Raw genomic sequence first — 12,424 nt, 5'->3', positions numbered from 1 at the left:
AATCGATGGCGGTGGGATAGCAAAAACCGGTCAGCTTGGCGACCTGGAAAGATAGCGCCGCAACGCAGGGAAGCCTTGCCCCAGATGGAGAAGCGCCAGCGCCGTGCCGGCGGCATAGATCACCGGGCAGGCGATCTTGACCCCCTCCCCCCAGGGGACGGACAGGCGGATGGCAGCGAAAAAGCCGATGATGGCCAAAACATAGAGCGCCAGAGCCCGCAGATGCCGCGCCAGATGCCCCTTGGCCCCCGCCGCCGGCCATATCGCCATGGCCAGCCAGCAGAAGGGCAGTGGCACCAGCAGCCAGCCCCGCCCAGCGGTCAGGATATTCAGCGTCCAGTCGGTGGCCGGCAAATGCAAAAGGGCTGGAACGGCAAAAGCCAATTCCAGCCCCAGCATAAGCACAAAATCAACATAGGCCAGCAACAAAGGCAGGGGCCGCAACCGGTCCATGCCCTGCCGCCTGTCCCTTACTGCACCAGCTTGGGTGCCGTATGGTCGCCGGGGCCGGCTTCCGGCAGAATGCCCAGACGGCGGGCCACTTCCTGATAGGCCTCGGCAACATTGCCCAGATCCTGGCGGAAACGGTCCTTGTCCAGCTTCTCGTTGGTCTTGGCGTCCCACAGACGGCAATTATCCGGGCTGATCTCATCCGCCAGGATGATGCGCATCTCTTCATTCTCAAACAGGCGGCCGAATTCCACCTTGAAATCGACCAGCTTCAGGCCGATGCCCAGGAACAGGCCGTTGAGATAATCATTGATGCGCAGGGCCAGCGACAGCATGTCGTCCAGATCCTGCGGCGCAGCCCAGCCGAAGGCCGTGATATGCTCTTCGGAGACCATCGGGTCGCCCAGCTCGTCGTTCTTGAAGTAATATTCGACGATGGACCGGGGCAGCGGCGTGCCTTCCGGGATGCCGAACCGCTTGGTCAGGCTGCCGGCGGCGATATTGCGGACCACCACCTCGATCGGGATGATCTCCACTTCGCGCACCAGCTGCTCACGCATGTTCAGGCGGCGCACGAAATGGTTGGGGATGCCGATTTCGCCCAACTTCTGCATCAGATACTCGCTGATGCGGTTGTTCAGCACGCCCTTCCCGGTGATCGTGCCCTTCTTCTGGGCATTGAACGCCGTGGCGTCGTCCTTGAAGTACTGGACCAGGGTACCCGGCTCGGGGCCCTCATACAGAATCTTCGCCTTGCCTTCGTAGATGCGCCGGCGTCGGGTCATGGGTTGGTGTCCAGCAATCGTTCCAGCAAAAAGGGGAACGGACCCGTCAGGCGGGTGCCACCGGGTCCGATGTCTTTCCCTATAGCAAGCCGGGGGCTTTTATACAATGCACCCAGCGATGCGGACGGGTCAGTGCAGGGTATCGCCGCCTATAGGGTCAGGGGGGCGAAGGGGGTGCGGTCGGGCCGGCCGGGGGCGAAACGGAAGACGGGTGGCACGCCCGAACGGCCCATGGCCGGCAGGGCGATGCTGGCCGAACTGCCGGTTTCAAACCCGATGGGGGTCACCACGCACATGGCCCCGCGCGGGCCGCTATCACCATCCCAGATGCGGCTGCCCAGCAATTCCTCCCAGGCTTTCCAGTCGCCCTTGTCCGGATCGGGCGCGGGTGCAGCCTGGAACAGCGGGCGATAGAATTTCTGCCGGGCGGAGCTGTCATCATTCAGGTCCGATGCTGTCAGCATGGACAGGCCAACCGGAATCGGTTTCATCCGTACCCGCCCACCATCAGCCGGCAGCCACAGCCAGAAGGCATCGCGGTTATCAGCGATGACCAGATTGAAGGGGCGGTAAGCCCTGCCATCCAGATCGGCCAGCGCCTCGGCGGCGTCCTTGGCGTCGGCATGGTCCAGCGCATCCAGCACCAGCTCCCCCCGCGACCTTTTGCCCGGGGCGGGGCCCAGCGTGTCCTTGCGGTTCAGAATCACGGCGACGACACCGTGATCATTCAGCCCCAGCCAGGAACCGCCCGCTGTTTCATCCAGCCCGGCCACCACATCGGGCCGGTCAGGCCAGTGGCGGGCGGGCGGCTTCCAGGGGCGGTTGACCATCTCATCCCGGTTGCCGGCCAGGATCAGCGGCCAGTCATGGCCGGGCCGGCGCAAAAGCACGATGCTGCACATGATCTCTCCCCAGAAAACGTTCCGGCTGCCAAACAAATTTCCCGGCCGCAGTGATGCAGGTCAATGCCTGACCAACCGGTCATGCCGCAACCATGGCGTATGGAACAGGTCCGGTATATAAGCGGATTATCCCAAGGGGGCGTTACGCCCGGCTTACAGAGGAAGTGGATATGACCACGTTCGATGATCGCGAGCAGGCATTCGAAAACAAGTTCAAGCATGACGAGGAACTGCAGTTCCGCGTCTATGCCCGCCGCGCCAAGCTGATCGGGCTGTGGGCCGCCGAGCAGATGGGCATCACCGGCGAGGATGCCGTAGCCTATGGCAAGCTGATGGTGAATGTGGATTTCGAAGAGCCGGGCCACAAGGATATCGTCCGCAAGCTGCTGGCCGATTTCAAGGCCAAGGGCGTGGATATCTCCGAACACCGGATCGAAAAGGAAATGGACGTGCTGCTGGAAAAGGCCCGGCAGCAGTTGCAGGCTGAATAAAGCGATTGGGGCCGCCCGTCTGATGTCGGGCGGCCCTTCCTCTTTTACTTCTTCAGGCCGATTTCGCGCAGGCGCTGGTCCAGGAATTCACCCGCCGTCAGTTCTGCCGACAGGCGGACATTGGCGCGCGGATGCAGGAACATCGGCATGGAATAGCGTGAGACATTATGTTCAGGCGGCGGGTTCACCACCCGGTGCGGCGTGGCCGGGATGTAATTGCCCGACGCCAGCTTCAGCATGTCGCCGCCATTGACGGCAATCATCCCGGCATCGCACGGCACATCATGCCAGTTGCCGGCCGTATCTTGGGCCTGCAGGCCGGGTTCGGAACCGGTCACCAGCAGGGTGATCAGGTTGATATCCTCATGCGCCGCTGCGCGCACGGCCCCCGGCTCATACCCCTCGCCGATCGGCGGGTAATGCAGGATGCGGAACAACGACCGGTCAGACCCTTCCATCATGCCCGGCAGCGGTTCGAAGAAGCTGTCGCGCACAGTGGCCGGCACCTGATCCTGAATCCAGCCCAGCAGCCGGTCACCCAGGCCCCGCAGATCGTCATACATGCGGTGCGTGGCATCCTCCACCCCCGGCGGCAGCCGGCGGGCGGGATAGACATGGTAGAATTCTTTCAAATCCTTGACCGCGCTGTCCTTGGCATTTTCCGACTTGAAGGGGAAATAGCCATCCTGGAACTGCGGGTCGAACGTATAGTCATGCTTGCCATCCCCGGCGAAGAAATCGGCCCAGACCTTGTACAGGTCGCCGATCAGGCCGGTATCGATGGGATGGTTGCGCAGCACGGCGAAGCCGGTTTCATGCATCGAACGCACGAACTGTTCGGCGGCATCGGGTGCCTGGAAATCCACGGTGGCGATGTTGAACATGGGGGTCCGCCCTCGGTGTCCATATTGTCGGGGAAGGTTGGGCGCACTATCACCATGGGGCGGCGGGTGACGTCAATAGATGCCGACCGCCACCCTTTCTTGAGGTTGAGACCGGACCCGCCGCCATGCCGCCTTCCCCGCTCCGCCTGATCGCCGGCCCCGAGGCTGCCGCCCGCATCCGCGCCGACGGGCTGCATGAGGATTTGTTCGACATCGTGGCTGGCGCCTCGGGCGGGGCGAAATGGCTGGCGCTGACCCGGCTGGACCAGACCCTGTTCGGACAGTGGTTCCGCACACGCACCCGCCCGCTGCATATGGTGGGCAGTTCCATCGGCACCTGGCGCTTTGCCTGTCTGGCCCAGCCGGACCCGGTGGCCGCCTGTCGCCGATTCGAACAGGTCTATCTGGATTATGCGGTGGAACCGCCGGTGAGCGCCAGCGACCTGACCGACCATTGCCGGGGCTTCCTGGCCAGCATTTTCGGCACCAACGGGGTGGCCGCCATGCTGGACCATCCGTTCATGCGGGCCAGCATCCTGGCCGTGCGCGGGCGCGGCATGATCCGGCCCGGCAGCCGCACGGGCCTAGGTCTGGGGCTGGGGGCCGCCGGGCTGGCCAATGCGGTCAGCCGGCGGTCACTGGGCCTGTTCTTTGAACGCACCGTGCTGCATGACCGGCGCAGCCCGCCGCCCTTCAGCCTGACCACGCCCTTTGCCACCCAGGCGGTGGCCTTGACGACGGAGAACCTGCTGCCGGGGCTGCTGGCCTCCTCCGCCGTGCCGTTTGTCTTTGATGGGGTGACCGATCTGGCGGGGGCGCGGCCGGGGCTTTACCTGGATGGCGGCATCATGGATTACCATCTGGATATTGCCTGGACGGCACCGGGGCTGGTTCTGTACCCGCATTTCGGCCCCCGGTTGGTGCCCGGCTGGTTCGACAAGGCTTTGCGCTGGCGCCGGCCGGGGGCGGCCAGCCTGTCCCGCACCCTGTTGATCTGCCCGTCGGATGATTTCATCCGCCACCTGCCCTATGGCAAAATCCCAGACCGGGGCGATTTCACCCGCCTGCCCACGGCCGAGCGTCAGCGTTACTGGCGGCACGTGGTGGCGGAAACCGACCGGCTGGCCGATGCCTGGGCGGACATGCTGGCCAAGGGCAATGCCGCTGACCTGCTGGAATAATACCAATACACCTAAAGGTTGATCTTTAGGTGTATTGGAGGCTGGCGACTGCCAGCCCGGCACCACGTGGTGCCGCAAGCCAAGGGCGCGGATGCGCCCGCCCGGCGCATGAGGGAGATTGGAATAATGAGGTTTTTTACCGCCGCCCATACATGGCGTCGGCCACTTCGCGGTCAACAATGGTCTTGCCGATGGGGGCCAGGGCCAGCCCAGCAAATTTGAAATGCTGAAAGCCGAAGGGAATGCCGATGATGGTCAGGCAGAAACCCAGCCCCAGCAGCAGATGACCCAGGGCCAGCCAGATGCCGGCAAAGATGAACCAGATGATATTGCCGATGGTGCCCAGCGGGCTGGTGCCCAGATCCCCCCGCCCGGTCAGGTCGGCCCGGTCCACCGCCACCCGGCCAAAGGGCCAGAGCATGAAGATGGCGATATTCACCGCCGCCCGCGCCCAAGGGATACCGACAATGGTGATGACCATGAACAGCGCCGCCGTCAGCCAGCCCAGTGCTGCGGCAAAGCCGAACAGGAATACCCACAGCACGTTAAGCAACAGGTTGATCATCACCGCGTTCCTTGCTTGATCAGGGACATGGCCATCATGCCTGATATCGGGGCTGAAGAAACGGCCAATGCGACGCCCCGGCAAGGGGCCACCGCCCCCGCATCCCCAGCAATGCGCCGGGCGCGGGGTGGCCTATCCTATCGGCGCGATTGACGGGAAGGCTGCCCGGCCTTATCTTATCCACAGGCCCAGTGAGGTGTGTGATGGCGATCAGCGGCATTTCTGCATATGCGTCCCAAGCGGTATCCCAAAGCCCGACCGTGCGTTCCACGGACGGTGGCAGCCGGGTGCAGGCTGTGGGTGCCGTCCAGCAGGACAATAGCAGCAACCCGGCAGAGGAAAGCCGGGAGAGCGTGCAGAACACCGCACCCACGGAGAATGAACGGCAGGAAGCTTTGCAGTCTGGCCGTACCCGTGGCAGCTTCGTGAACATCACAGCCTGATCACAGGCGATAAAACCGGACAGGTACGGCGTTTCAAGGCCCGATCCCAAAGACCAAAGACCCGCGCAGGGAATGCCCCGCGCGGGTCTTTTTTCATCAAGCCCCCGGCTTGCCCTTGCTGGTGGAATATTCAAAATGCAGGGCCACATCCGGGTGAACGCGCGGATGGATGGCATGGGCGGCCATGGCGGCTTCGGCGAAGCCGCACAGGATCAGCTTCAGCTTGCCGGGATAGTTGGCGATATCGCCAATGGCATGGATGCCGGGGGCCGAGGTGGCCAGCGTGCGCTGATCGACCGCGATATGGCCCTTTTCCATCTCCAGCCCCCAATCGGCGATGGGGCCCAGATTCATCGCCAGCCCGAAGAAGGGCAGCAGCACATCGGCGTCCAGCACCTTTTCGTTATCGTCCAGGTCGGCCACCCGCACGCCGGTCAGCTTGCCCCCCACCCCTTCCAGCCCGGAAAGCTGATAGGGCACCACCAGTTCGATCTTGCCCGACGCAATCAGCGCATCCATGCGTGACACGCTTTCGGGTGCTGCGCGGAATTTCGGGCGGCGATGCACCACCATCACCTTTTCCGCCACTTCCGACAGGGAATTGGCCCAGTCCACCGCGCTGTCACCGCCGCCGGCGATCACCACGCGCTTGCCGGCGAAATCAGCCCGGCGCTTCACCATGTAGAAGACGCCGGACCCTTCATACTGTTCCAGACCGTCCAGCGGCGGCTTGTTGGGGCCAAAGGCGCCGACGCCGGCGGCGATGATCACCGCCTTGGCCTCAATCACCGTACCTTTGTCGGTGCCGACCAGCCAGCCCTCGCCCTGCTGGGTCAGGGTGGTGACCTGCTGGCCCAGATGGTAGGTGGGGTTGAAGGGGGCGGCCTGTTCGGCCAGCCGGTCGATCAGGTCGGCCCCATCGATGGAGGGGTGGGCGGGAATGTCATAGATCGGCTTTTCCGGGTAAAGCGCCGTGCATTGCCCGCCCAGCATATCCAGCGCATCCACCACATGGGTGCGCATCTTCAACATGCCGCATTCAAACACGGCAAACAGGCCGACAGGCCCGGCGCCGATAATGACGACATCGGTGGAATGGCGATTCTGGGTATCGGACATAGGCGCACACTTTCCGGCAACCGGTGAATGATCGCCGGTCTAGGTGCCCCCTTTCCCCCGGCTTGGCAAGCCCCGCAATGTCTGGATGGCAAACGGAACCAGCCATTCCAAAGCGTCATGAAGTTGGGATAGACTCCCATTCAACACGCAATCCGTTAAGATTCATTCGCAGGCCCCATGACCAGCCTTGTTTTCGATCTTGCCGATGAAGATGCCACGGCCTCCCTGGCCGCCACCGTGGCCGGGTGGCTGCGGGGCGGCGATGTGCTGGCCCTGCGGGGCGATCTGGGGGCGGGCAAAACCGCCTTCTGCCGGGCGCTGATCCGCCATCTGGCCGATAACCCGGATGAAGAAGTGCCCAGCCCCACCTTCACCCTCGTGCAGCAATATGATCACCTGTCCCCGCCGCTCTGGCATTTTGACCTGTACCGGCTGACCGACCCGGCCGAGGTAGTGGAACTGGGCTGGGAGGAGGCTTTGCAGGATTGTGCCCTGGTGGAATGGCCGGACCGGCTGGGCCGGCTGTTGCCCGCTGACCGGCTGGATATTGACATCAATATCACCGGCCCCGCCAGCCGCCGCGCTGTGCTGACCGGTCGCGGGCGCTGGGAAAGCCGGCTGGCAGGGGTGGCGTAATGCGCGAAAGCCAGATCATCACCTTGCTGGCGGGGGCCGGCTGGGGCGGGGCCGTACGCCTTCCGATGGGGGCCGACTGGTCCACCCGCCGCTATGAGCGGCTGACCCGGCAGGGGGTGGCACCCGCCAGTGCCATCCTGATGGATGCGGACGGTGCCGGGGCAGCACAGGTGCCCCCCTTCATCCAGGTTTGCGCCCTGCTGCGGGAATGTGGGCTGTCCGCCCCCGAACCCTATGCCGCCGCATTGGATCAGGGGCTGCTGCTGCTGGAAGATTATGGCGATGACAGTTTCGCCCATCTGCTGGAAGGTGGGGCCGATCCATGGCCGCTCTATCGGCTGGCCACCGATGTGCTGATCCATCTGCATGATCGTTTCCGCCTGGACCAGCCGGGGGCGGCGGGCCTGCCCCACTATGATTTGGCCCTGTTCAGCGCCCAGGTTAGCCTGTTCGGCGATGCTTATTTCCAGGCTGCCGGTCAGCCTTTGGGGGATACAGCGCGGGCGGCACTGGATGCGGCGTGGCGGGCGGTGCTGGAAGGGGTGCTGGGCCGGCTGCCGGTCAGCCTGCTGCTGCGGGATTATCATCCCGGCAATCTGATGCTGCTACCGGGCCGTGATGGCGTGCGGGCCTGCGGGCTGCTGGATGTGCAGGATGCCGGCATCGGCCCGGTCAGCTATGACCTGTTGTCCCTGCTGGAAGATGCCAGGCGCGATGTGCCCCCGGACATTCAGGCCGCCATGCACACGCGTTACCTGGATGCCCGGTCGGGGGTTGAATCCGATGCCTTCAACGCCAGCTATGCCGTGATGGGGGCGATGCGCCATGCGCGCATTCTGGGCCGGGTGGCTCAGCTTTGCGCCCTGGGCGGCAGCCGCAAACAACTGGCCTTTCTGGCCCGTGTCTGGGGCCAATTTGCCCATGCCATCCGCCACCCGTTATTGTCGCCGGTGGCGGATTTTGTTGCCAGCCACCTGCCCCCAGACGGGGCGGTGGGGCATATTCTGGATCAGGCCGCGTAAAGGGAGTTTCTTTCATGAGTTTGATGCCGAAGCGGGCCATGGTGCTGGCCGCCGGATTGGGAATGCGGATGCGGCCGATCACCCTGACCACGCCGAAACCGCTGGTCGCGGTCGGTGGCAAGCCGATGCTGGACCATGCGCTGGACCGGCTGGCCGATGCCGGCGTGGATGATGTTGTGGTGAATGCCCATTGGCTGGCCGACAAGATCGCCGACCATCTGGCCGCCCGCCGCCAGCCCGCCCCCCGCATCACCCTGTCGCGGGAAGACGCGGTGCTGGAAACCGGCGGCGGCGTGCGCCATGCCCTGCCCTTGCTGGGGGAGGAGCCGTTTTTTACCATCAATGCCGATATTGTCTGGCTGGATGGGCCGGTGCCCACGCTGAGGCGGCTGGCCCAGGCCTGGGACGCCGACAAGATGGATTGCCTGTTGCTGGTCACGCCGACGGCCACGGCGGTGGGCTATCACGGGCGCGGCGATTTCCATATGGACCCGGACGGCGTGCTGACATCGCGGGTGGAGGGGGAGGTCAGCCCCTTCGTGATGGCCGGCATCGCCATCATGAAGCCGGACCTGTTCGCGGGTCGCCCCGATGGTGCCTTCAGCCAGAGCCTGATCTGGCGGGAGGCCGAAGCGGCAGGTCGGCTCTATGGTGTGCGCCATGATGGCAACTGGTACCATGTCGGCACGCCCGATGCCGTTCCCCTGGTGGACGCGCACTTACGCGAACCGGTGGGGCGGGAGGTGGTGCCTTAAGGGGTTGTTTCCTCTACAACTCTCCGTCATCCCGGCGAAAGCCGGGACCCAGGGCCACAAGATCAACCATCAGCGCTGCGTTGATCGACGCTGTTGCGCTGTCGGGCACTTGGCCCCTGGGTCCCGGCTTTCGCCGGGATGACGGATGAAAAATGTCAAAGCCTTCACACCCCCGGTCCCCATGCCCAACGTCTATACCCTTGCCCCCAACCTGCCCTTTGTTGACGCGCTGGCCGCCGGCCTGTGGGCGCGGGTGGATGGCGATGCGCTGGCGTTGAGCCGGATCACCGTGCTGTTACCCACCGCGCGCGCCGTGCGATCCCTGCGGGAGGCGTTTTTGCGCCTGTCGGGCGGGCGGCCCATTCTGTTGCCGCGCATGGCCCCGCTGGGCGATGTCGATAGCGACGAAATCACCTTGATGCTGGACGGGATGAAGGCGGGCGGGCTGGATCTGGCCCCTGCCATCGCGCCGTTGCGCCGGCAATTGCTGCTGTCCCGCGCCGTGCTGGCCGCCGGCGACAGTTTCGCCAAGACCAAGGCGCAGGCCGCCCGCCTGGGGCGGGAACTGGCCAAGCTGCTGGATCAGGTGCAGACGGAGCAATTGAGCTTTGACCAGCTCCGCACCCTGGTGCCCGATGATTATGCCGAACATTGGCAGGTCACCCTGTCCTTCCTGTCCATCATCATCGATCAATGGCCGGCGATCCTGGCCGATCTGGGGGTGGTGGACCCCGCGCAGGAACGCAATAACCGGCTGGCGGCCTTTGCCCGCGCGCTGGAACTGAACCCGCCGCCCCATCCGATCATCGCCGCCGGTTCCACCGGCACCATCCCGGCATCGGCCGACCTGCTGGCCACCATCGCCAAGCTGCCGCAGGGGGAGGTGGTGCTGCCCGGTCTGGACCAGGATATCGACGCCGACACCTGGACCGCCCTGGATGAGGCGCACCCGCAATTCGCCCTGAAACACCTGATCAACCGGCTGGGTGTGGCGCGGGAGGAGGTGCAGGATTGGCCGGTGGCGGCCAGCGTCCGCCCCGCCTGCCCGCCCGCCCGCATCCGCCTGATCGCGGAGGCCATGCGCCCCGCCGGCACGACGGAGGCCTGGCGCGACCTGCCCGATATCGACCCCAGCGCCCTGGAACGGCTGCACCGAATCGACGCCACCACCCCGCAGGAGGAGGCGGGCATCATCGCGCTGATCCTGCGGGAAGCGCTGGAAGTGCCGGAAAAGACGGCAGCCCTGGTGACGCCGGATCGCAATCTGGCCCGACGGGTGGCCACCGAACTGGCCCGCTGGGGCATTAAGGTGGATGACAGCGCCGGCCGCCCGCTGGCGCAGACGCCGGTGGGCAGCTTCCTGCGCGTCATTGCCGATCTGGCGGTGCAGGGGGCCCCCATCCCGCTGCTGTCGCTGCTGAAACACCCGCTGGCCGGTGGCGGGATGGAGGCGGGCGATCTGCGCCGGCTGGGTCGCCAGTTGGAAAAGGCGGTGCTGCGCGGCCCCCGCCCGCCGGGCGGGTTGGACGGGCTGCGCCAGGCGCTGAACGGGGCCGACCGCCGCCGGCTGGGCAACCCGGCGCTGAAGGAAGATCTGCTGGCCCTGGTGGACCGGCTGGAAGAACGGATGGGGGATTTCATCAATGCCGTGCGCGATGGGGAGGAACGGCCCCTGACCGACTGGCTGCACCTGCATGTGGGGGCAGCGGAAGCCATGGCGGCTTTGGAGGCCGAGCCCGGCAATGAGCGGCTGTGGCGCGACAAGGATGGGGAGGCGGCCGCCGCCTTCATTGACGAATTGCGCGACGCCGCCACCGGCTATCCCAGCATGGGCGGGCGCGATTATGCCGGCTTGATGGAAGTGCTGATTTCTGGGCGGCCGGTGCGCCCGGCCTTTGGCCTGCATCCGCGCCTGCATATCCTGGGCCTGATGGAAGCGCGCCTGCAGCAGTTCGACACGGTGATCCTGGCCGGCTTGAATGAGGGGACATGGCCGCCGGCCCCTGCGCCTGACCCCTGGATGTCGCGCCCCATGCGCACCCGATTCGGCCTGCCGTCGCCGGAACGGCAGGTGGGGCAGGCGGCGCATGATTTCGCCCATGCCTGTGGGGCGCACACGCTCTATCTCTCCCGTTCCGAACGGGTGGACGGCACGCCGACCGTGCCGTCGCGCTGGCTGTTACGGCTGGATACGGTGCTGGGCAAGGCGGGGCTGCGCGGGTCCATCGGCCATGCGGTGGAGCATTACCGCGCCCTGTATCAGGCCCTGGACCGGCCAGCCCAGGTGAAGCCCTGCCCGGCCCCGGCCCCCTGCCCGCCGCTGGATGCCCGCCCGCGCAAGCTGTCCGTCACCCAGATCGAAACCTGGATGCGCGACCCCTATGCCATCTATGCCCGCAAGATTCTGGAGCTGGAGGCGCTGGAGCCGATTGACGCCGACCCCGGTGCGGCGGAACGCGGGGAGATTCTGCACAAGGCACTGGAAAATTTCATCCGCCGCTATCCGGCGCAACTGCCGGGCAATGCAAGGTCGGAACTGCTGGCCTGCGGGCGGGAGGCATTTGGCGACCTGCTGGACCAGCCGGGGGTGCAGGCCTTCTGGTGGCCGCGCTTTGAACGGGTGGCCGACTGGTTTTTGGGTGTGGAGGCGGAGCGCCGCAAAACCATCCGCCCGCTGGCCATTGAGGTGACGGGCAGCATCCGCCTGACCCCGCCGGGCGGGGATTTCATCCTGACCGCCAAGGCCGACCGTATCGACCGCACGCCCACCGGCGGCGTGGTGCTGCTGGATTACAAGACCGGCCAGCCGCCGACCGGCAAGGAAGTGCGGCTGGGCAAGGCCCCGCAATTGCCCTTGGAAGCGCTGATTGCACGCGAAGGCGGCTTTACGGAGATCGGACCGGCGACGGTGGAGGGGCTGGAATTCTGGCGTCTGACCGGCGGCGACCCCGCCGGGACCATCCAGACCCTGAAAGATGATGCCCATGATCTGGCGGATGAGGCGCGCGAGGGGCTGTTGGCGCTGATCGAGGCATTTGACGATCCCGCCATGCCCTATCGCAGCCAGCCGCGCCCCAGCTGGGCCCCACGATTCACCGATTACGCCCACCTGTCCCGCATCGCCGAATGGTCGGCGGGGGGCGGGGAGGAGGGGTAAACTTCAATATACAGTGAAGAAATATGCCTTGTTT

The 12,424-nt window shown here is 65.3% G+C and carries 13 protein-coding genes; 7 read left to right on the top strand and 6 right to left on the bottom strand.

Annotation, left to right across the window (positions count from 1 at the left end; translation table 11 throughout):
- Positions 1–30: 30 nt before the first annotated feature.
- The 3 genes from CHB97_RS00265 to CHB97_RS00255 all read right to left on the bottom strand — a co-directional run bounded on the left by CHB97_RS00265 (position 31) and on the right by CHB97_RS00255 (position 2,137).
- Positions 31–453: a hypothetical protein gene (locus CHB97_RS00265; RefSeq protein ID WP_089285939.1), complete on the bottom strand. Its 423-nt coding sequence runs from the start codon at positions 451–453 to the stop codon at positions 31–33.
- Between the two features lie 17 nt (positions 454–470).
- Entirely contained in the window at positions 471–1,235 is a 765-nt protein-coding gene (purC, locus tag CHB97_RS00260; RefSeq protein WP_089285938.1) for a phosphoribosylaminoimidazolesuccinocarboxamide synthase, read from the bottom strand.
- Between the two features lie 149 nt (positions 1,236–1,384).
- A complete protein-coding gene (locus tag CHB97_RS00255) occupies positions 1,385–2,137 on the bottom strand; it encodes an NRDE family protein (protein WP_089285937.1) in 753 nt (250 codons plus the stop codon).
- A 170-nt stretch (positions 2,138–2,307) separates the two neighbouring features.
- Here CHB97_RS00255 and CHB97_RS00250 point away from each other — a divergent pair, with 170 nt between their 5' ends.
- Positions 2,308–2,628 carry a DUF1476 domain-containing protein gene (locus CHB97_RS00250; protein WP_089285936.1) on the top strand — a complete coding sequence of 107 codons (321 nt, stop codon included), beginning with the start codon at positions 2,308–2,310 and terminating at the stop codon, positions 2,626–2,628.
- Between the two features lie 44 nt (positions 2,629–2,672).
- On the opposite strand, the gene CHB97_RS00245 is transcribed toward CHB97_RS00250, so the two are convergent.
- Positions 2,673–3,512: an isopenicillin N synthase family oxygenase gene (locus tag CHB97_RS00245; protein WP_089285935.1), complete on the bottom strand. Its 840-nt coding sequence runs from the start codon at positions 3,510–3,512 to the stop codon at positions 2,673–2,675.
- 125 nt (positions 3,513–3,637) lie between these two features.
- Here CHB97_RS00245 and CHB97_RS00240 point away from each other — a divergent pair, with 125 nt between their 5' ends.
- Positions 3,638–4,693, top strand: coding sequence for a patatin-like phospholipase family protein (locus tag CHB97_RS00240; protein WP_089285934.1), 1,056 nt, complete (start codon positions 3,638–3,640; stop codon positions 4,691–4,693).
- 136 nt (positions 4,694–4,829) lie between these two features.
- Here the strand turns inward: CHB97_RS00240 and CHB97_RS00235 are convergent, their stop codons facing one another.
- Positions 4,830–5,258, bottom strand: a complete 429-nt coding sequence (locus CHB97_RS00235; RefSeq protein WP_089285933.1) for a YccF domain-containing protein — start codon at positions 5,256–5,258, stop codon at positions 4,830–4,832.
- Between the two features lie 260 nt (positions 5,259–5,518).
- Here CHB97_RS00235 and CHB97_RS00230 point away from each other — a divergent pair, with 260 nt between their 5' ends.
- Positions 5,519–5,701 carry a hypothetical protein gene (locus CHB97_RS00230; RefSeq protein WP_143270656.1) on the top strand — a complete coding sequence of 61 codons (183 nt, stop codon included), beginning with the start codon at positions 5,519–5,521 and terminating at the stop codon, positions 5,699–5,701.
- A gap of 96 nt (positions 5,702–5,797) precedes the next feature.
- Here CHB97_RS00230 and CHB97_RS00225 read toward each other — a convergent pair whose 3' ends face one another.
- On the bottom strand, positions 5,798–6,820 hold the full coding sequence (locus CHB97_RS00225; RefSeq protein WP_089285931.1) for an NAD(P)/FAD-dependent oxidoreductase: 1,023 nt from the start codon (positions 6,818–6,820) through the stop codon (positions 5,798–5,800).
- 177 nt (positions 6,821–6,997) lie between these two features.
- Here CHB97_RS00225 and tsaE point away from each other — a divergent pair, with 177 nt between their 5' ends.
- The 4 genes from tsaE to addB all read left to right on the top strand — a co-directional run bounded on the left by tsaE (position 6,998) and on the right by addB (position 12,390).
- Entirely contained in the window at positions 6,998–7,456 is a 459-nt protein-coding gene (tsaE, locus tag CHB97_RS00220) for a tRNA (adenosine(37)-N6)-threonylcarbamoyltransferase complex ATPase subunit type 1 TsaE (protein ID WP_089285930.1), read from the top strand.
- The gene (locus CHB97_RS00215; protein WP_089285929.1) at positions 7,456–8,478 is read left to right on the top strand and encodes an aminoglycoside phosphotransferase family protein; all 1,023 of its coding nucleotides are present in this window, start codon (positions 7,456–7,458) and stop codon (positions 8,476–8,478) included. The genes tsaE and CHB97_RS00215 overlap by 1 nt, the downstream gene beginning before the upstream one ends.
- A 14-nt stretch (positions 8,479–8,492) precedes the next feature.
- Positions 8,493–9,233 (top strand): nucleotidyltransferase family protein, encoded by a 741-nt coding sequence (locus CHB97_RS00210; protein ID WP_089285928.1) that lies wholly within the window; start codon positions 8,493–8,495, stop codon positions 9,231–9,233.
- 145 nt (positions 9,234–9,378) lie between these two features.
- Positions 9,379–12,390, top strand: a complete 3,012-nt coding sequence (addB, locus tag CHB97_RS00205; RefSeq protein WP_244559330.1) for a double-strand break repair protein AddB — start codon at positions 9,379–9,381, stop codon at positions 12,388–12,390.
- The last annotated feature ends 34 nt before the right edge of the window (positions 12,391–12,424 follow it).

The organism is Azospirillum sp. RU38E, assembly GCF_900188385.1.
Taxonomy (GTDB): Bacteria; Pseudomonadota; Alphaproteobacteria; order Azospirillales; family Azospirillaceae; genus Niveispirillum.
This window is presented reverse-complemented; position numbering and strand designations above follow the sequence as displayed.

What these genes read in the sequence shown, in the direction of transcription:
- CHB97_RS00265 (WP_089285939.1), bottom strand. Translation starts at nt 453, where the DNA reads ATGGACCGGTTGCGGCCCCTGCCTTTGTTGCTGGCCTATGTTGATTTT.
- purC (WP_089285938.1), bottom strand. Translation starts at nt 1,235, where the DNA reads ATGACCCGACGCCGGCGCATCTACGAAGGCAAGGCGAAGATTCTGTAT.
- CHB97_RS00255 (WP_089285937.1), bottom strand. Translation starts at nt 2,137, where the DNA reads ATGTGCAGCATCGTGCTTTTGCGCCGGCCCGGCCATGACTGGCCGCTG.
- CHB97_RS00250 (WP_089285936.1), top strand. Translation starts at nt 2,308, where the DNA reads ATGACCACGTTCGATGATCGCGAGCAGGCATTCGAAAACAAGTTCAAG.
- CHB97_RS00245 (WP_089285935.1), bottom strand. Translation starts at nt 3,512, where the DNA reads ATGTTCAACATCGCCACCGTGGATTTCCAGGCACCCGATGCCGCCGAA.
- CHB97_RS00240 (WP_089285934.1), top strand. Translation starts at nt 3,638, where the DNA reads ATGCCGCCTTCCCCGCTCCGCCTGATCGCCGGCCCCGAGGCTGCCGCC.
- CHB97_RS00235 (WP_089285933.1), bottom strand. Translation starts at nt 5,258, where the DNA reads ATGATCAACCTGTTGCTTAACGTGCTGTGGGTATTCCTGTTCGGCTTT.
- CHB97_RS00225 (WP_089285931.1), bottom strand. Translation starts at nt 6,820, where the DNA reads ATGTCCGATACCCAGAATCGCCATTCCACCGATGTCGTCATTATCGGC.
- tsaE (WP_089285930.1), top strand. Translation starts at nt 6,998, where the DNA reads ATGACCAGCCTTGTTTTCGATCTTGCCGATGAAGATGCCACGGCCTCC.
- CHB97_RS00215 (WP_089285929.1), top strand. Translation starts at nt 7,456, where the DNA reads ATGCGCGAAAGCCAGATCATCACCTTGCTGGCGGGGGCCGGCTGGGGC.
- CHB97_RS00210 (WP_089285928.1), top strand. Translation starts at nt 8,493, where the DNA reads ATGAGTTTGATGCCGAAGCGGGCCATGGTGCTGGCCGCCGGATTGGGA.
- addB (WP_244559330.1), top strand. Translation starts at nt 9,379, where the DNA reads ATGAAAAATGTCAAAGCCTTCACACCCCCGGTCCCCATGCCCAACGTC.